Below are 19,212 nucleotides of genomic sequence, written 5' to 3'. Positions count from 1 at the left end.
GCTTTTCAGCGTCTGTTATCTTTTGGATGGGTGGTGTGAACTTGTTAATAGATTGGTCACGAATAGAATCTCTTGTGGACATGAATGATCCAGAGGACCAGGCATGGCTTAAGGAAATGATTACTTCTCTTTTGGAAAACATGGCAACGCGGGTAGAAAATTTGGACCGGCTCATGCAAACAAAAGACCCAAAAGACCTACAATCGGAACTTCACCAAATTAAGGGTGTTGCCGCCAATTTTGGTTTGGCAGCCCTCTCAGAAGTTGTGGTCAAAGCGGAGTCTCTTGTCAAAGAGGGAGATGTGGAATCTTCTGTCATTGAAGGGAAAAAAATCCCATCAATTTGGGAATCCACCAAACAAGAGTTAGAGAAAAAGTTTTCTTCCTAAAACATTAGTTGGCAGTGGCCATGGCAACTGCCGTTTTACTTCCGTTATAGATCCCTTCAATTGTGTTTTTGATGATACATTCGTTCATCCGAAGCAAAAGATCATCTGACTCTGTGAAAATTTGTACGAGTTCCTTTGCATGCATCACCTCACGACATTCCACAGTACCTTCCCCTAACTCCAAGGAACGAACGACAGAAGCGGCTTCATGGTCACCCACCCTCCTGATGAAAAGTTTTGGAATCGGGAAAAAAGCCAATTCCGATGGTTTTGTCACCAAGACATCTGCAATGCGGATGAGTCGGTCAGTCGCAGAAAATGCTTCTGTGTGTGATGGAAAATGAAACAAAACAACCGGTGGATTGTTTTCATTGTCGTCAGACCTAAGAGGGTGTCGTGAAATGAAAGTTAATAGGTCCTCCCAGGAATCAATGGAAAGATAAGGGATTTTTTGAAAAATTAAATACTCTTCAATTGCTTTTAAAACTTTGAGATGATCGCCAGTGTTGATCCAATACACTGCTTTTCGATTGGTTAGATAAGACTTGGTCAAACGAATGAGATCCAAGATATACCCTTTTTGCGCACCCGCACCTCCAATCGGAATCAAAAACCTTCTGATTCTTTTGGAATCAATCCTACGCACTCTATTTTCAGAATCGGTCACCGCATTGGAAACAATGTCTTCTGATACCCAATGTCCAGCCACAGCTAAGTTTTCTTTTGGAACTCCCATCTCAATGTACTTCGTGTAAGAAGAAGGAGACTGTACTAAATTGAGTGCTCCTGGAACCAGTAAGTAGTACTGAGGGTAATTATCACAAATGAGGTGGAAGGTTTTTTGAAATTTTGATGCCACTGCTATCTGGCCATTTAACGGGTATGTGGTGATGACTGGTGATTCTTTTGGAATTCCATTCATAAGGCCTTTGTATAAGGAAGCAAGTTGGCAAGAAAGTTCGAGGGAAGTAAGATTCCCTTGGGACATAAGTTGTCCCCATATCCATTCGACAGGCCCACCAATCTCAGAACTCATTCTCGAAAAAAAACTATACCCAGAATCGATGTCACCAATGGCTTTTGCCTCCGGGGATTCGATCGCAAGCAAATCATGTAGGTAAGTTGGGATGTTTTGTTTCAAAGAATGCGAATACACTGATAACGCCATTCTGTGGTGACCATAACCCATCCGGATACTTCCCACCACAAGTCGTGTTTCGATCGGATTTTGCCCTTTGTCGGAAATGAGTTCCAAACCAGGATACAGTGGGGAGGGGGAAGAAAATAAGGGTATGGAACTTTCTCCAATGGAATACCGTTTTTGGAGGATCCCTCGAATGAGGCCTGCGGTTTGTTTGGAAACAAAACCGGTGTCTAGGCCGAACATTGGTTCTCGATTCATGCAGGAAGTCTACTTAAGTGGCATTCTCTTTCAAGTGAAATTTCAATTCTTAGCTGACAGGTGACCAAATTTGCCCATACCTGGTATCTATGGAACAAGTTTATATTTTAGGTGGACTCAGGTCCGCATTCGGTAGTTTTGGCGGAACTCTTAAAGACATGAGCGCCGTAGACCTTGGGGTCGAAGTGACAAAAGCAGCGCTCCAAAAAACTGGAGTTGATCCTTCCTTAATTGAAGAAAGTATTTTTGGAAATGTTATCCCTACTGGAAAAGATGGAATTTATTTGGCTCGTCACATCGGCCTAAAAGCAGGGGTTCCCATCGCAAGTCCTGCTTTAACACTCAATAGGCTATGTGGTTCAGGAATGGAAGCTGTGATCCAAGCGGCCAAAAAAATCATGTTAGGTGAAGCTCACACCGTCCTTGCAGGTGGTGTGGAGTCGATGAGTAATGCTCCATATGTGGTAAGGAATGCAAGATTTGGTGTACGTTACGGAAATGCTGAATTTGAAGATTCACTCGCACAAGGTTTAACAGACATTTATGTAGAACTTCCAATGGGAATGACGGCAGAAAACCTTTCTGACCAATACAAAATTTCCAGAGAAGAACAAGACAATTGGGCTGCGACTTCACAAGAAAGAGCAGAAGAAGCAACGAACAAAGGAATTCTCAAAGAAGAAATCCATCCGATTACGATCAGTGGAAAAAACCCAATTGTATTTGATAAAGATGAATTCATCAAAGGAAAAGCTGGTGCTACAAAACTTGCCTCTCTAAAACCCGCATTCAAAAAAGATGGAACTGTGACTGCCGGCAATGCTTCTGGAATCAACGATGGAGCCTCTGCACTCATCGTAGCATCTGCATCCCAAGCAAAAAAACTAGGCAAAGAACCTCTCGCGATTGTGAAATCATGGGGTCATGCGGGTTGTGAGCCTGCGAAGATGGGAATTGGTCCTGCCATTGCCATCCCTGCCGCCTTACAAAAAGCAGGTCTTAGTTTAAAAGACATTGGTCTTGTGGAAGTGAATGAAGCTTTTGCAGCACAATACTTAGCAGTTCAAAAAGAATTGGGTCTTGATCCAAAGATCACCAACGTCAATGGTGGAGCTGTTGCGATTGGACACCCACTCGGAGCTTCTGGGAACCGTGTGACATTGACTTTGGCTCTCGAGATGCAAAGGAGAGGTGTGAAGTATGGTGTAGCTTCTCTTTGTATCGGAGGAGGACAGGGGATCGCAATTGTTTTAGAAAACCCTAAAGCATAGTACAGAATGTACCTTCTGTTTCCGGGGCGTCACCATCTCCTCACCAAGTACCAAAAAGAGTACTTACTCAAATTGGTTAGGCATGGACTCTCGGAAACATTGGATTTATTTGGAAATCCGTTGGGGATTTCCAATCCACCAATTGCCATTATTTTTGCCATAACATCGGCCAATCACAATAACACAAGGCGTAACCCACTTTCGCTCTACCAAAGGGCAATGATGATCCAAGATTTTTCAAAAGAGTTGGAGTTACCAAGTTATGTGATACCGATTGATGATATTGGCCAGTCACCTAACTTTGCTTCGTATACACTTAAAAAAATTGAAGTCGAAACTGAGTTAAAATTATCACTTTCTCCAGAGAATACGGTCGTTCTTTGTTCCACACCTGTTGCAAATTTATACCTAAAACTTGGATTTAAAATCCTTCCTGTCGAAAAAGTCCCTGGACCTAAACTTGAATTTTTTGCAAAACTCCCTTGGGAAGAATTGGAGGATATCGTCTTAAAACGAAAACAATCCAATCGGAATGGAGTTGGTTTTGGAGAGATTCATAACTCCGAAAATACGAAACCTAGTAGTTTTGGAAGTGGACAATCCGAGACTTACGACCAATTAGATCCAGCTAGCATCCGTTTGTGGAAAGACTACGGTCTTTTTGAAAAAGTGGATATGTTGTTTTCAGACACATTAATTGGTGATGATGGAGACCTAACGGAATCTAGGGATTATAATACGTATGTGCGAGAGATGGATGAAATTGCTGAACTCAAATACCATGAGACCAAACCATTTGTAAAACCTGGTAGAATTGGTGACATTGGTTGTGCCGTAGGTTCTTGGATCAAACTGATAGGATCAGAACCAAACTTTTTGGAATCTGATTTTTATGGTGTGGAGATTGCAAGGCATCTCTACCAAATCTGTGAACAACGAAAAGAAAATGGTGAATTCATAAACCCAAATGTTTTTTTTCTTAGAAAAAATGCAGTGAGTGGCTTGGTGTTTCCACCATTAAGTATGAATACCATCCATACCTCTTCCCTCACACATGAAATTGAATCTTATGGTGGCCGTGACCAATTGCTTTCTTTCCTTAAAAATCGGTATGAAGAACTCGTTTTAGGTGGGGTTTGGATCAACAGGGATGTCGTTGGTCCGGAAGGGAAAGAAAAAGAGGTTTTTGTTTGGATGGAAGAGGACTCAGGCACAAACCATGGCCGGCGCCCCGAAGAATTTCCCAATTTCAAAGAATTCCTAGATTCTTTGTCCACCAAGGAACGATTTTTCCAATTCCAACGTGACTTTCGAAAAGAAGAAGGTTATGTGCTCAGGGCGAGTCGAGTTTTCGTCGATGGTATAGAATACCAACGTATGAAACTAGGAGACATTTGTGAATACATCTCTAAAAAAGATTACACTGACAATTGGGAAAGTGAAATGCACGAATCCTTTTGTTTTTGGAGCTTTAGCGAATGGAAAAAAAATTTAGAATCCATAGGATTTCGTATTTCACCTAAATCTTGTGAGTATCGTAACGAATGGTTAGTTCAAAATCGTTATGAAGGAAAAGTGAAACTATTTACTTCAAACAAGGACAATCCAGTAAAAGCAGAGGAATTGATGCCCTTCGATTTTCCTGTGACTCATATGTTAATGTTAGCGGAAAAATAAATGCAAGCAGACGTTAGGCGTAACCTTGATAAAATTCGCGCAATATTCCGTTCCAATTATTTATTGGCAGAATTAGAAGAATCAGAAAGGGAAACTCTAATACCGTACATTGAAGTAAAATTTTTAAGGATAGGGCAAACTTTAATCAAAGCCAACCAAATGCCTGAATACATTCATTTTGTACTCACTGGCAAGTTTGGAATGAAACAAAACAAACAAGATTTGAATTTGGGGAGGTATGCATTTGTAGAAGTTGGTGAATCCATTGGTGAAAGGATTACCTTAACAAAAAGCCCATCCAAACATGATTATTTTGCTCTAGAGCCCTCCATCGTTTTATTATTACCTACTTCTCGTTTTCTAAAGTTAGTTGATGCTCATCCTGAAATCGCTGAAAAAGCGAAACACCGTGAAGAGGAACAGGAAAAATTTCATTACGTTAGGAAATTGAGTTTTTTTGAGGAACTTTCACCTGAAGAAATCAAATCCATTTTAAAATCAATCCAACTCATCAAAGTCCCACAAGGTGAATTTATATTTGTGGAAGGTGAAGAAGGAGAATCTGCATACATTGTTAGGTCAGGGAAAGTTCAAATTCGAACTGAGAATCCGAGAAAAATCATTTCGATCATGAAGTCCGGGGATATCCTCGGCGAAATTGCAATCTTCAAACAACAAAAACGATTAGCAAGTGCAGTTACTGCAGAAGACTCAGAACTTTATCAAATTCCAGGAACCATTTTTAGAAAAGTCATTGGTGCTGAAAAAGGGAATAAACTAGAAGAAATCGTTCAATCAAGATTACTGAGATATTCAACGTACAAAACAAAAGAAAAAGAAGAAAATTCAATTCGTCCTTTTGTATCCAAACGATTTGAAATCAAAAAACCGACGGAAACAATTTTAATTGAACAAGTAACAACGGATCAATTGAGTCTTGTTGGCTTGGTTTGTTCCGAACTCGCACTTCGAGTTTTTGATAAACCACTTCCATCCAATTGGAAAATTAGAATCAAAAATGAATTAAGTCGAAATATTATCCCTGGTATTTTTGAACTCGCAATAGAATTGGAAAAACATGGTTTTTTAACCAAACAATTACAGATTCCTTTTTTGGAATTAACATCCTTAGAAAATCCAGTTTTTATCACAGACGATGAAAACATACCTTGTTTATTGTATTTGGTGGATCTGGAATTGGATGCAGTTTTAATTTCCCATCCAATCAAAGGAGTTTTTGAACTTAGCAAAGATCAGTTTCTAAAAGTTTGGGATGGCATCATCTTACAATTTTCAGTGGCACCGGCCAGTTTGTCTGCTGAAGTAAGTTTACTAAGTTTTTTTAAAGAACTTAGGATGTTGTTTAGTCCAAAAAAAAAGGAAATCCGTTGGGTGATGGTAGCAACATTTTTCTCAGCGATTTTATCATTATCAATTCCGTATTTAGTTCGCCAAATCGTAGACCAAGTATTAGTATTTTCTGATCGTAATTTTTTATTTACGATTGTCGTTGGTGTTTCCTTGGCAGTCTTTTTTCAAACCATGTTTTCCCTATTTCGAAACTTGATTTCAATAGGACTGATGCAAAATTTAGAATATAATTATTTTGTAAGATTTTTCCAACATATATTGAATTTGACTTTGCCTGAGTTTAGAAGGTTTGAAATAGGGGATTTTACACAAAGATTAAAAGAAAATCAAAGGATATTAGAAATCACACAAAGATCGGGATTGTTTTTAATTTTAGATTTGATCACTTTGCCGATTTATCTTTTGGTATTGTTTCGTTTGGATGTTGGATTATCCTTTTTAGGATTATTTTTTCTGATTATTTATGCTTTGGTTGTTGTACGTTCAAGTTCAAGGATTAAAAAATTACAAAAACATAGTTTTGAATCCAAAAAGAAAACAACTACTTTCTTTTTATCACTTTTTTCTGGTATCCAACTAATCAAATCTTCTTCTATCGAAAGTCGATATCTTTCTAAAGGCCTGAATGAAATTGCTCGAACTATATTGACAAATCTGCGTGTGGGCAAACGTGTCCAAATTTTGGAACTTATCAGTAAGTTTTTTGAACAAATTGGACTAGTGGCAGTCATTACATTTGGAGTGAATAAAGTTTTAAATGAACAACTTTCCTTGGGGAGTTTTTTAGGTTTTTTGATTTTATACTCATTGTTAATGGAACCAATTGTTCGGTTGTGCCATCTTTATGAAGACTTAAGCGAATTAAGAGAATCTCGTATGAGGTTGTCTGAAATTTATTCCTTACCAGGTGAAATTGTCAGCTTACGCCCATTTGGTGAGTTACCTAGACTTACAGGAAAAATAAAACTAGATCATATCAGCTTTCGTTATCGAGAAGGAACTCCAGAAATATTAAAGGATATTGATTTGGAGATTGAAGCTGGAGAAAAAGTTGCGATTGTTGGTCGCAGTGGTTGTGGTAAAACGACATTGATGAGAATCATGATGGGAACTTTATCTCCTACAAAAGGGAAGGTATTTGTTGATTCCTTTGACTTATCAACTTTAGATCCAGAAGAAGTAAGAATCCAGTTTGGAGCAGTAGAACAATACCCTATTTTATTTTCTGGAAGTATATTGGAGAATTTATCGAAAAAAAATCCTTCTTTACGGAAAGAATCTTTGTTAGCTGGCGCTAAACTTGCATCTGTAGACCAATTTGTGGAAAGATTCCCAATGCAATATGATACAAAAATTGGTGAATCAGGTGTAGGTTTGTCTGGAGGCCAAAAACAAAGATTAGCAATTGCAAGGGCTTTGGTCACAAACCCGAGTATTTTATTTTTAGATGAACCAACCTCAGCTTTGGATTCGGAAACAGAATCGCATATCCAATCGCAATGGGAAACTGTTTTTAAAGATAGAACGGTGATTCAAATTTCCCATCGTTTGCATAGTACGGTAAGTGCTGATAAAATTATTGTTTTGGATGAAGGTAGAATTGTTGAAGTTGGCACTCACGCAGAACTGATCCAAACGAAAGGGTATTATTACCATTTATTCCCTACGTTCACTGAGGAGGAAAGTTTTGTTTAAAAAATTTAAAAATCTAAAAGAAACAGATTCCAATTGGGAATCAAGACATTCTGCCTCATATTATGATGAACTATTGAAACACCCGGCACCGAACTGGGAAAAAAAGGGAATTTATTTAATATCAGTTTTTTTTCTATGTTTTGTTTTGTTTTTAATTTTTGGACGAGTGGATGTTGTTGTACAAGCAAATGGAAACATTAGACCAAAAGGGAATTATCACGTTGTAGAGGCATTGGAAACAGGTACCTTAACTAATTTGTACGTTAAGTCAGGGGATTTTCTTAAAAAAGGAGATCCCATCATGGAGTTAGAATTTTCAGAACAACAAATTGAATTATCAAAAGATACAAACAATTTGGAATATGAAGAAAAAAAATTACAACGACTCATCCGAAATAAAAGAGAAGCTGAAAAAATTCTGAAAAACCTTGCTTATAATTTAGAGAATAACCCTGGTTCTGCTTTGTCTGGTGGAGTATTGAATAAATTTGTAAACTTAAAGAAAGCCTACATGGATTTTCAAAATGGAGTAGGTGCCAAGTTTATTTATGATCAAAGTTTATTGGAATTTAATGAGGAGTTCGGAAATCTAAAAGACGAAATCCAAAGAGAAGAAAATATAATCTCAAGTTTACGTGGTGATACAAAATTAAAAAAAGAAAGAGTGGCAAATGCAGTGATCCGTATGCCATTTTCTGGTATTATCGGTGAACTTGCTGTCAACAACGTTGGGCAAAATATCATTCGAGGACAAACTGTTGCTTCTCTTATGGAAGAAGGCCAACCTTTAGAAGCAATTGTCGAAGTGAATAGTAAAGACATCGGTGCCATACGAATTGGATTAAGTTCTGTTATCAAAGTGAAAGCATTCCATCAAAATGATTTTGGTGTGGTGGAAGGAACGGTTTCACAAATCATTCCAAATACAAAAGAAAAAGATTCGTTTTCGGTGATTTTAGTGCTTGGGAACCAAGATCTAAACCAAGATGGAAAAGAATTTCAATTATTTCCAGGCCTTAAAGTTGTCGCTGATATTGTAATCGATCGAAAGAGTATCTATCAAATTTTATTTCGATATGCGGATCCAAGGAATTGAGTTTGAAACGAAACTTAAAAACAATTCCTGATTTTGTACATGATGATAGCTTTTTATCATTATTACCTTCAGCAGATGTCAAAAAGTTTTTATCGTTATTCGAATTTCGCTCTCTCGTTGCAGGTGATAAAATCACCGCAAACGAAACAGATTCCATTCCCATTTTGATATTGGAAACGGGAAGGATTCAGGTAAAAATTAAAATCAACCAAAGTGAACTTCTAATTAAAACCATTACAGAAGAAACAATTTATGGGATTGCAGAGTATTCTTCTGATTCTTTACAGAAACAACTATACTATGCAGAAGAAAACTCAAAAGTATTGGTTTTACCAACATCCACTTTTGCAAAATTTATTTTATCAGATAAACAAAGGAAAAAACTTTGGGATGAATATAAGGAGAACGTCCAACTAAGAGATGAATTGAGAATCCATCCTTATTTCCGAAAACTTTCGAATTCGGAAATACAAGAATTATCAAAACTTCTTGTTAAACACAAAATCAATTCAGGACAAGTATTAATCAAAGAAGGCAGTGTAAGTTCTTCCCTTTATTTTATCAAAACTGGAAAGTTTAAAGTTACTAAATCAACTTGGCAAAAAGATTATCATTCCTTTGTCGAAGCTGGTTCAGTGCTTGGAGAGATGGGAGTATTAGAAAAAAAAGTTCGAAATGCAACGGTAACGGCGATTGAAGACAGTTATGTGTATGAATTGTCTTTAAAACATGCAGAATCTTTTTTTAAAAAATCAGAAAGTTTACTCATAACCATTCGTTCCATTATGAACGAACGCAAATTAAATCTAGGGGAAAGAGTAGATGATGGTGATCTCGAATTTTCTAATATTTATGAAGAAGATCAGTTTCACTTTTTACCAAAATTAAAATTTTCACCTCCATTAAGAAATCAAATTCGGTTTCCATTTTTATTCCAAGAAGGAAAGTCGCAATCCGGTGATGTATGTCGGAAAATGATTTTTCGGTATTGGGGGTATTCATTTGCGGAATATGATTCCGATCCCTTGTTTCCTGATTTTGATCACGATATCCTTCCATACCATTGGAAACAATGTTTCGGAGAAGAAAAGGGAACTTGTTATTTTGTAAATTGGAGGGATCACGAATCAGAAATTGCTTCAATACCTACCATTAACTTTTTTGAAAATACCCGGTTCATCATTGTCAAACAAATTGGTAAAAAGTATGTAACAATACTCGATCCTGAAAATGGTGAAACTATTTTACTACGTGAAGAATGGGAAAAAGAATCATCTAAGATATTAATTTATTTTGTTCCTAAAGTTTTACCAAAGGCTTCCTTTGAATGGAAAAATCGTTTTTTTGCTGGCATAGGAGAATATTTTTTACCAGCGATCCAATACTTGAAAGCAGGAATCCTTGCGAGTTTTTTATTAAAGGGATTAGAAGTATTCATTCCATTAGTGAATTTGTATCTCATTGATGCAGTTTTGTTACAGGAGAATCGAGAATTTTTTCTACCAGTGATTTTTGCAATTGTTTTACTCAGTGTATCACAGTCCTTTTTAGGATACTTCCGATCGAATGTAATTTTTTTTACAAGTAATCGTGTGAACCAAACGATAGCGATTCGTTTTTTAGTGAAATTGATATCTTTACCAATATCATTTTTTGAGAGAAATAAAAAAGGAGAGATCTTAAATCGATGGGAAGAGATTGAATCAGTAATTTTATTTTTTTCAGATCAAGGTGCGATGAAGATTTTTGATTTGATTTTTAGTTCTTTTGTATTCATCATCTTTTTGTTTTTATCACCCATATTACTTTTCATCATTATACTTCTGATCATACCTGAGTTTTTGGTACTTAGATTTTTATCTCCAAAAATTATTGAGGAAACCAAAAAGGAATCTTTAAAACGATCGGAAACCTTAAGTTACTTTATAGAATCTGTAAATGGATTTGAAACCATCAAAAACTTGGGAGCCACCTATTCTCATAGATGGGATTTTGAAAAACGACTGACTTCTCAATTGAATTCAGAAAGTAAAAAATTATTTTATTCAAATCTATTATCAACCAATACAGATTTCTTTAGACAAATCACAATTGTAGCCGTTTTGCTTGTGGGGAGCTTATTGATATTAAATGATTTACTTACTTTGGGAACTTTGTATGCAATCGTAGGATTGATCACTTATATCAGGACACCTTTGATTTCTTTATATGATGATTTTTTGAAATTTCAAAAAGCAAATTTAGCATGGAATCGATTGAGGAGTTTTGAGTCATTAGATAGCGAAATATCTGATAAAGATAATTTGTTCAAAGTTGATTTACCAGAAGTCAAAGGTGATATCGAATTTAGAAATATCAATTTTGCATATGATAACCAAAAACCAGAGTCAGGAATTCGAAATTTATCATTAAAAATTCAAGCTGGAAAAAAAGTTGCATTTGTCGGCAGAAGTGGTAGTGGCAAATCAACAATCATTAAACTTTTGTTAGGACTCTATAACCCTAAACAAGGTGAGATATTCGTTGATGAAATATCTTTAAACGAGATTTGGTTGCCCAGTTTAAGAACAAAAATTGGAGTTTGTTTCCAAGAAAATCCACTGATTGCAGGAACGGTGAGGGAAAATATATCCATCACAAAACCGGAGGCCACATTGAGTGAAGTTGTTGAGGCGGCAAAACTCGCTTGTATTCATGACGATATTGTAAAATTACCATTGGGTTATGATACGGAATTAGCAGACAGAGGGTTTAGTTTCTCAGGTGGTCAAAAACAGAGAATTTCCATTGCCCGATTGTTTTTACAACGGCCTAATGTTTTACTTTTGGATGAGCCAACTGCCTCACTTGATAAGGAGACAGAATTAAGAATTCTGTCACATTTAAACACTGTTTTTGCCGAAGCGACCGTGATTACAGTTGCACACCGATTGGATACAATCCGACATTATGATCAAATTTTTGTTTTGGAAAGAGGTAAATTGGACTCAAAAGGAAGTCACAAGGAGTTACTTTCCAAGGGTGGAATTTATCAATTACTTCATTCTAAACAAGAAGCAATCCGATAATTGATTTAGTGACTCACTTTAGGAAATTTTTCTCTGTTCTTGTATTACTTTTTTTGTCAAACATTCTATTGGCAGGGGAAGTTGTTTATTTTACAGATTTACCAAAGTTAGTTGGTGAAAAATCATACGAACTAAAATTAAAAGAACTAGAAATCCAACGTAAAAAAGTTGATATAGACTCTAAAAATTTACGTTATTTGCCCTCTGTCAATTTAGACCATACTCCATTTTTTGAATCACTTCGTGGAGATGGTTACAATCGTAAAGGTTGGAATACTACTCTCAATCTGAATTGGAATTTTGGGGAACAAGGTAATACGATCTTCACCAATCTGATTTTAGAATTAGAGTATGAACGTTTACTTTTGGAATACAGAGCTTTGTACCAAAAGGAACTTTTTGACCAAGCCTTTCAATATGCTGAAACATTAAAACTGTTGGCATTTTACGATTATGATTTTTCCAATGAATCAGATGCAGACAAACAGTTCCAGACAGTTCAAAAGCTTTACAAACAAGGTATTGAATCCTACTTAGTGACTCAAAACTCAAAAGTGGATTACTTCTTTTATAAATACAATGCAATTAAATCAAGATTAGACCAACAAAAAAGCCAATCGATCTTTCGAAGAAAGTTTTTATTAAAAGATGTGACTTTAAAACAAATTCCAGAACGTGAATATAAAATTTTGCCTCTAGAAGAAACTTTAAAAGAATACGAAAAAAACTTATCGGAGTTAAATTTTGATATCGTTTTAACATTGAATAAAGTAAAAATTTTAGAAGTTCAAAAACAAGTTAGATTTAACGATTTATGGGTTCCCAATTTTTTTGTAAATGTTTATAATCAAAATGCAAGGGAATCTTATTCGGGACTTAGTGGGACATGGACAAACTCTCAGCAATTGTATGACTATAGTCGAAATGATTATAGTCTTTATGCTAGGTCATCTGATTCTGATTTTAATGTTGGAGGAAATTTTGGTTTTCGATTTCCATTATTCAATCGTTGGTTGGACAAAAACGAATTTGAAAAATCAAAAATTGAAGTTAAGTTAGCAAAATCAGAATCTCAATTTTTACGTGAAAATACAGGTTTGTTTTTGTATGAACTCATCCAACAACACAATAACCTTGTGGAATTGTATGAAATTTCCAGAGAAAGCAAAAGGATTGCTGAAGAAAACTATCAAATCATGGAAAAGGCATACAAAACAGGTTCGGCATCTATTATCGAATTGCAGACGGTAGATAGACGTTTAAGAGATGTAATGCGAAACGAAATCCAAAATCGATATGATTTGATTCAATTGAGACTACAAATTGGTTTACTTCTTGGTGACACCATGAAGTTTTTAAACAATTAAAGTCCTAAATTTCCAGGTTCCGTTTCGATTTGATTTCCTTTTTTCATTCCACATTTTTCTGTTTTCCATTGATTTAGAACGTCATCCGCTCGCATTTTGTTTCTAAATTGAATGAAAGGTGTTGTGAGAAGTGGATAAACAAAAATTGGCGAAATCGCTGTATTGAGTATTGATAAACTTACCACCAATCCCAATGTTAAAACGTTTTCATCAAAAATTTCTGTTACTTGGCGTTTCGTTTGGAAATAATATGCCAAACACTCATCAGTATTGTTAGCAGGTTGGAAAGGAATGCTTACACAACTTACCACTTGCGAAAAAATAATGATTACAATGATTCTTCTATACTTTTGATACATGAATTTACTGCTTCTAAGTTTGTTTCTTCAACCATTCGTTGGAATTTCCGCACTTGGTAAAAACCATATAGGTATTCGAGGGCATTTCCCTTTTTGACAATAGTCTCCTCTTTTACCAAATTCTGATTTAAAAAGAGTTTGTATTGAAACTCCACACTGTATTCACCTATTCGGTATTGGATGGGCCAAATTGCTGTGAATGGCCAAAGGGCAGGCCATGAAATCCACCAATTGTATTTATCGTCATAATTGGTTTTCATTTCAATATCGATGGTATAAAATTCTTTTAAGGAATTTGGTTCTAGCTCAGTCAGAACATTGGAAAATAAAGCGGCTGATTGTAAGTGACCTTTAAATGATTTCCTCCAAGCATCTGTATATACTCCACGATCTGCGGATAAAATTTCAAACTTCCCAATGACAAGGTTTAACTTGGATTTGATTCGATCGGTATTTCCATTGATTGTTGGAGGAGGGACTTGCCGAAGATCAGTTGCACATTGTAACAGGAACAAAATGCCGAAAAGGGGTAAAAATTGTTTCATTCTCACGGTTTGATCGTTCAGAATTTAATGAATCAATCAATCAATTTTCTTTCGTTGGAAGATGAGAATGTGGTTTTCTCTTTTTGAAAAGAGCGAATACCCAGAAGGAACATCATCTGGGATACCAAAGTTTTTTCCTTGGTAGAAAACAAAAAATTTGGCCGTATAGTTTTTGTTAGGTAGAAACAACTGGATTTCGTTTCGATTGGAAAGGTATTGCGGCACATTGGAAACTATAGACTCCCCTGGAAGGAGTTGGCGTAACTCAGAAACATCTTCAGGTGTTACTTGCCGGTTCATAAAGTCTTTCCGATAGGAATATGTTTTTGTTAAAGGGCCAAATAATCCAAACATAATCGCGGAAACCAAAAGAGAAGAAAAAATTAGAATTTGTTTTCGTTTGGAAAAAATGGTTTCTATCGTTTCAGTCATACAGATGAAAAGAATGGGAATGGGCAAAAAACTATGATGGGTAAAAGGACTTTTGTTTACTTCGAATTTGGAAAATAGTGAATACAAGGCATAAGGTAGTAAACACCAAGCCATACGATGGAAGAAGGGTAGAAACAAAAATGGTAAGGTCAAAAATAAAAATAAATAGGGAAACAAATGTAGGCTTTTAATCGCTGTAAGTGGGTCTTCATAACGTTCTAAATGTGCCAGTTGATAAGGAGTAGGTTTGTGGTAAAAATGATTGAGTAAATAAAGAGAAAGTATAAAATAAAGAAAAGAAATGATTCCTATGAGTTTACTCTCTTTCGGATGCGAGTTCCAAATCAATATTGAAAAAAAAAGCCAAACCAAACTTGTTTCCTCTTTGGTCAGAAGGCTAAGGCAAAAAAACAATAACCAAAATTTGGATTGGTTCCTCCAGAATAAAAAAAACAAAAAAAATAAGGGAATCCAAATTACCTCGGGATGGAAATCAAAGACTTGAATCCAATAGATTGGTAAATACAAGGCATATAACAATGGATAGGCATATAGATATGATTTTTTATATTCAAAAAATGGTATAATTAAGATCGGGATACTTAATAGTAATGCTTGTAAAATGAGTAAAAACTCAACCCCAGGAAAAAAATGATAGAGTAGAGCAATTGGATAAATATACCAATTGATATGGTCAGCGAAATAATGGTGGGCATTGCCATCTAAACCAAGTGATGTGATGGCATTTCCTGTATGGTTTAGCTGATAAAAAAGATTTTCAAAGAGTCCAATATCAACGCCCGCACCCATATGATGGTAACGAAAGATGGCACGTTCAGATAAAAAATAAAAAACGATGCTCCATAAGAAAAAGGTTGGGATAAACTTCCCAAATGATCTCATCTTACTTGGTGAAGCTACCTGTAAGTGCTGCCTCTGCACATTTCATCCCATCGATGGCAGCAGATACAATTCCGCCTGCATAACCTGCGCCTTCGCCACAAGGGTATAATCCTTTGATTGAGATATGTTCTAAGGTCTCAGGATTTCTTGGAATTTGAATGGGAGAAGATGTTCTGGTTTCAGGAGCATGTAAAATGGCTTCATTGGTGAAGTATCCTTTCATTGAAGAATCAAATTCTTTAAATCCTTTTTGTAATGCTTCTACAATGAGTGGAGGTAAAACTTCGGATAAGGATACTGATACCAGGCCGGGTGTATAGGAAGTTTTCGGAAGGTCTGATGATACTATATTTTTTGTGAAGTCTACCATTCTTTGGGCAGGAGCTTTTTGTGTGCCACCATTAACTAAAAATGCTTTTTGTTCGATTGAAGATTGGTATTGTAAGGCTGAGAATACTCCTGAAGATTCAAATGTTTTAAAATCATCTAATCTCAGTTCTACGACAATTCCGGAATTCGCAGTTGGTCTGGAACGTTCTGCGCTTGACCAACCATTGGTAACAACTTCTCCCGGTTTTGTAGCGCAAGGTGCAATGACACCTCCTGGACACATACAAAAGCTATACACACCTCTACCATTGATTTGTTTCACCAGTGAATATTCCGATGCAGGTAATAATGGATTTTTTGTTTCACAATGGTATTGAATGGAATCAATTAAACTTTGTGGGTGTTCCACTCGAACACCAATGGCAAGAGGTTTTGTATGGATTTCAATCCCCTTTTCATGTAGTAAATGAAAGATCTCTCTACCAGAATGACCCGTTGCAATGATAACATGATTTGCCATCCATTTTTGTCCGTTAGAGGTTTGGACACCTTTAATGGATTTTCCATTTAGGATTAGATCAGTGACTCGTGTATTGAAATGAACCTCTCCACCTGCAGATAAGATACATTCTCTGATATTTTGAATGATTCTAGGTAATTTGTTCGTACCAATGTGGGGGTGTGCATCGACTAATATTTGTTTGGTTGCTCCGAAGGCTACAAGGTATTCTAATACCTTTCTAATATTTCCCCTTTTTTTTGATCTTGTATAAAGTTTTCCATCGGAATAGGTTCCTGCACCACCTTCTCCAAAACAGTAATTTGAATCTTCGTTTACGATATGGTGGACATTGATACCTCTTAAATCTGCCACTCTATCTTTAACATTTTTTCCCCTTTCGATGATGATGGGTTTTTTTCCAAGTTCTAAGACTCGTAAGGCGGCAAATAAACCAGCTGGCCCGGCACCGATGATGAGGATTGGTTCTTCTAAACTAACATTTGCGAAATTTGGAAGAGAGAAATTTGTTGGAACAAATTCTTCATTAACATACACATCCAAACGTAATTGGAATACTATATTTTTTTGCCTGGCATCAATGGATCTCGCCGTACATTCAATATGTTTGATATCTTGTTTTGGAATTTTGTTTTGTTTGGAGACAAACTGCAATAGATGATCAGGACTTGAGGCAATTTCAGGTGTGACTCTGACATTTAATTCTAATTTCAATGTAATTCACTGTAATCAAACTTTCGATTTCGTTGAAAGTGAGATGTTCCAATCCTTATGAATTCTGATCTAAGGATTTTTTCATTAAATTGGCAATCGCTTTTTCGTTTTCGCCTGGCATTCTTTCTAGATTCTGAATCACAAGTTTCCTTCTTTCAATAGAATTGTTTTGGCTCAGTTTCTCTTTTCCTTCCCAGTGTGTGATTTCAATTTTGAAAGGAACGATTCCGTTTAGCAATCCTTTCAAATAATTTGGATCTACTTCGTTCCATTGGTAACTTGAAGTATCTGTTTCAAATGTTTTCACGAGTAGTTCCAAACTTTTTTGGATTTCAATAGGATCTTCCATGTATGTTAAGATACCTCTGATATGAACGGCAGTATAATTCCAGGTAGGTACAGAATGATTGGTTTCGTACCAGGATGGTGAGATATAACAATGTGGTCCAGAAAAGATACAAAGCACTTCTTTGTTTTTTGAATTTTTTTGTGGATTTGGTTTTGCAAAATGCCCAATCAGGTACTTCTGATCGGAGGAAACTAACAATGGTAAATGAGTTGCCGATAGAGTTCCCTTTATTTCGGAAACTAATACTCCAAATGAATTTTCTTTTACAAATTGGAAAAAGGAATCGTTTTCCATTAGAAATTGTTTTGGGATGTACACGATAATTTGCCTTCGTAGCTTCTGTTAATTTGATTTCCAAAAATAAGTCAAAAATTCAGTTTCTTCTGCAAAACCTTCCTTTCCGTACAAAGAACGCGCCTCTTTGTTGTGCATTGAAGTAGAAAGTTCTAATCCTTTTCCACCAAACGTTTTGGTAAAGGATTTTGCTTCATTGATCAGTTGTTTGGCGATCCCTTGTTTGCGGTAATTTTGTTTAACATACAAATCATTGAGTAAGTAGGAGCGTTGCATTGAAATTGATGAAAATACCGGATACAATTGTGTAAAGCCAGCAAAAGCTTGTGTTTCGGGATCCTCAGCGATAAAAATTATCGATTGACCATGTTCCATTCGTTCTAACAAAAATTGGTTAGCCCCTTCTAGATCGCTATTTTGACCGTAAAATTGTCGGTATAAATCGAAAAGTTCTACCAGTTTAGAAAGGTCTTTAAAGTTCGCTTGTCTGATTTTCATATTTTGGTACCAAAGTGAAACTAACCACTGATAGAAATGCAGTGACAGGTGTTGCCAGTAAAGTTTCTAAATCTGTAACTGCAATTAAATTCCCTAATGTATTCAGAAAAAATATCGCAGCGATAAATCCGAAAACCAATCGGATCCAAATGGGCACCAAACCCTTGTTCAAATATTGTAAATAAATGTAACTGCAGTAAACAAAAAAGAGATTTGCAAGCAGGGAAATGGATTCCATGACATACATTTCCTCGAGTGACTGCAACCTTCCTCCCCAAAGGTATTTGTATGGTACAATTTGTAACAAAGCTAAGACATGGAAGATCGAAGTTAAAGTAAAAATGACCAATAAAATTTTATTGGATATTGTTCTTATTTTTTTGGAAGGGTTCCACATGTTATTTTCCTATAGATTGTAAATAATATACATAGTCTATTTCTGGTGAAGTTCCACCTAAGGCGGTGATAGCGGCTGTGATTTGACCTCGATGGTGAGTCCTATGATTCATATTGTGTTGGACCACATCACAATATAATAGTTCTGCTTCAAATCCTCTCATGGTTTTGTAACGAAATGTATCTTGCCAACGTGAGGAATCAAAATTCTTTATCCATTCGTTCCAAATCACAATGCTTTGGATCAATTTTTCTTGTAACAATTCTTTGTTGGATTCTAATTCTTCCCCCAATGAATTTGGGATGTAAGTTTCTCCAATAAGTCTTGAATACCAAACTTTCTCCACAACTAACAAATGATTGAGAGTGCCATGAATGGATTTAAAGAATAAACCCATATCTTTTTTATAATCATCATTCGGTAAGGAATTGATCGATTGGAATAAAAGATTAGTGGCCCAAAGGTGATACTCATTGTTCCTTAAGAAAAAATCTTTCATACGGAAAGATTTTTCCATGTCATCTAAGGAGACAAT

At 36.0% G+C, this 19,212-nt stretch carries 16 protein-coding genes; 7 read left to right on the top strand and 9 right to left on the bottom strand.

Features of this window, described 5'->3' with window-relative positions; genetic code table 11:
- Window positions 1–80: 80 nt before the first annotated feature.
- Complete coding sequence (locus tag EHQ62_RS11235) at window positions 81–389, top strand: Hpt domain-containing protein (RefSeq protein WP_135643736.1); 309 nt, start codon at window positions 81–83, stop codon at window positions 387–389.
- A gap of 4 nt (window positions 390–393) precedes the next feature.
- On the opposite strand, the gene EHQ62_RS11230 is transcribed toward EHQ62_RS11235, so the two are convergent.
- The gene (locus EHQ62_RS11230; RefSeq protein ID WP_135642849.1) at window positions 394–1,791 is read right to left on the bottom strand and encodes a DUF6938 domain-containing protein; all 1,398 of its coding nucleotides are present in this window, start codon (window positions 1,789–1,791) and stop codon (window positions 394–396) included.
- A gap of 89 nt (window positions 1,792–1,880) precedes the next feature.
- Between EHQ62_RS11230 and EHQ62_RS11225 the strand changes: the two genes are divergently transcribed.
- The 6 genes from EHQ62_RS11225 (at window position 1,881) to EHQ62_RS11200 (ending at window position 13,336) form a co-directional block, all read left to right on the top strand.
- Entirely contained in the window at window positions 1,881–3,062 is a 1,182-nt protein-coding gene (locus tag EHQ62_RS11225; RefSeq protein ID WP_135642847.1) for an acetyl-CoA C-acetyltransferase, read from the top strand.
- Between the two features lie 6 nt (window positions 3,063–3,068).
- Window positions 3,069–4,739 carry a nucleotidyl transferase family protein gene (locus EHQ62_RS11220; protein WP_135642845.1) on the top strand — a complete coding sequence of 557 codons (1,671 nt, stop codon included), beginning with the start codon at window positions 3,069–3,071 and terminating at the stop codon, window positions 4,737–4,739.
- Window positions 4,740–7,805: a peptidase domain-containing ABC transporter gene (locus EHQ62_RS11215; RefSeq protein WP_135642843.1), complete on the top strand. Its 3,066-nt coding sequence runs from the start codon at window positions 4,740–4,742 to the stop codon at window positions 7,803–7,805.
- Window positions 7,798–8,901: a beta-barrel domain-containing protein gene (locus EHQ62_RS11210; RefSeq protein WP_135642842.1), complete on the top strand. Its 1,104-nt coding sequence runs from the start codon at window positions 7,798–7,800 to the stop codon at window positions 8,899–8,901. The genes EHQ62_RS11215 and EHQ62_RS11210 overlap by 8 nt, the downstream gene beginning before the upstream one ends.
- Window positions 8,902–8,903: 2 nt before the next feature.
- The gene (locus tag EHQ62_RS11205) at window positions 8,904–11,969 is read left to right on the top strand and encodes an ATP-binding cassette domain-containing protein (protein ID WP_135642840.1); all 3,066 of its coding nucleotides are present in this window, start codon (window positions 8,904–8,906) and stop codon (window positions 11,967–11,969) included.
- 62 nt (window positions 11,970–12,031) lie between these two features.
- Window positions 12,032–13,336: a TolC family protein gene (locus EHQ62_RS11200; protein WP_425269537.1), complete on the top strand. Its 1,305-nt coding sequence runs from the start codon at window positions 12,032–12,034 to the stop codon at window positions 13,334–13,336.
- On the opposite strand, the gene EHQ62_RS11195 is transcribed toward EHQ62_RS11200, so the two are convergent.
- From EHQ62_RS11195 to EHQ62_RS11160, 8 genes are read right to left on the bottom strand one after another with little or no spacing between them, the layout of a single operon-like run.
- Complete coding sequence (locus EHQ62_RS11195; protein ID WP_135642836.1) at window positions 13,333–13,695, bottom strand: hypothetical protein; 363 nt, start codon at window positions 13,693–13,695, stop codon at window positions 13,333–13,335. The two genes, EHQ62_RS11200 and EHQ62_RS11195, sit on opposite strands and share 4 nt — an antisense overlap.
- Window positions 13,665–14,240: an LBF_2127 family putative lipoprotein gene (locus EHQ62_RS11190; protein WP_135642834.1), complete on the bottom strand. Its 576-nt coding sequence runs from the start codon at window positions 14,238–14,240 to the stop codon at window positions 13,665–13,667. Before EHQ62_RS11190 ends, EHQ62_RS11195 begins: the two co-directional genes overlap by 31 nt.
- A gap of 36 nt (window positions 14,241–14,276) precedes the next feature.
- Complete coding sequence (locus EHQ62_RS11185) at window positions 14,277–15,575, bottom strand: DUF2079 domain-containing protein (protein ID WP_135642832.1); 1,299 nt, start codon at window positions 15,573–15,575, stop codon at window positions 14,277–14,279.
- Between the two features lies 1 nt (window position 15,576).
- Window positions 15,577–17,139, bottom strand: coding sequence for an NAD(P)/FAD-dependent oxidoreductase (locus EHQ62_RS11180; RefSeq protein WP_135642830.1), 1,563 nt, complete (start codon window positions 17,137–17,139; stop codon window positions 15,577–15,579).
- A 55-nt stretch (window positions 17,140–17,194) separates the two neighbouring features.
- The gene (locus EHQ62_RS11175) at window positions 17,195–17,806 is read right to left on the bottom strand and encodes an FMN-binding negative transcriptional regulator (protein WP_135642828.1); all 612 of its coding nucleotides are present in this window, start codon (window positions 17,804–17,806) and stop codon (window positions 17,195–17,197) included.
- Window positions 17,807–17,830: 24 nt separating this feature from the next.
- Window positions 17,831–18,280 (bottom strand): GNAT family N-acetyltransferase, encoded by a 450-nt coding sequence (locus EHQ62_RS11170; RefSeq protein ID WP_135642826.1) that lies wholly within the window; start codon window positions 18,278–18,280, stop codon window positions 17,831–17,833.
- Window positions 18,255–18,677 (bottom strand): hypothetical protein, encoded by a 423-nt coding sequence (locus EHQ62_RS11165; protein WP_135642824.1) that lies wholly within the window; start codon window positions 18,675–18,677, stop codon window positions 18,255–18,257. Before EHQ62_RS11165 ends, EHQ62_RS11170 begins: the two co-directional genes overlap by 26 nt.
- Before the next feature lies 1 nt (window position 18,678).
- A complete protein-coding gene (locus EHQ62_RS11160) occupies window positions 18,679–19,176 on the bottom strand; it encodes a DinB family protein (protein ID WP_135642823.1) in 498 nt (165 codons plus the stop codon).
- Between the last annotated feature and the right edge of the window lie 36 nt (window positions 19,177–19,212).

It is taken from the genome of Leptospira jelokensis, from assembly GCF_004769635.1.
GTDB lineage: Bacteria > Spirochaetota > Leptospiria > Leptospirales > Leptospiraceae > Leptospira_A > Leptospira_A jelokensis.
The sequence above is the reverse complement of the archived record's forward strand: the minus strand, read 5'-3'. Positions and strand labels throughout refer to the sequence as shown.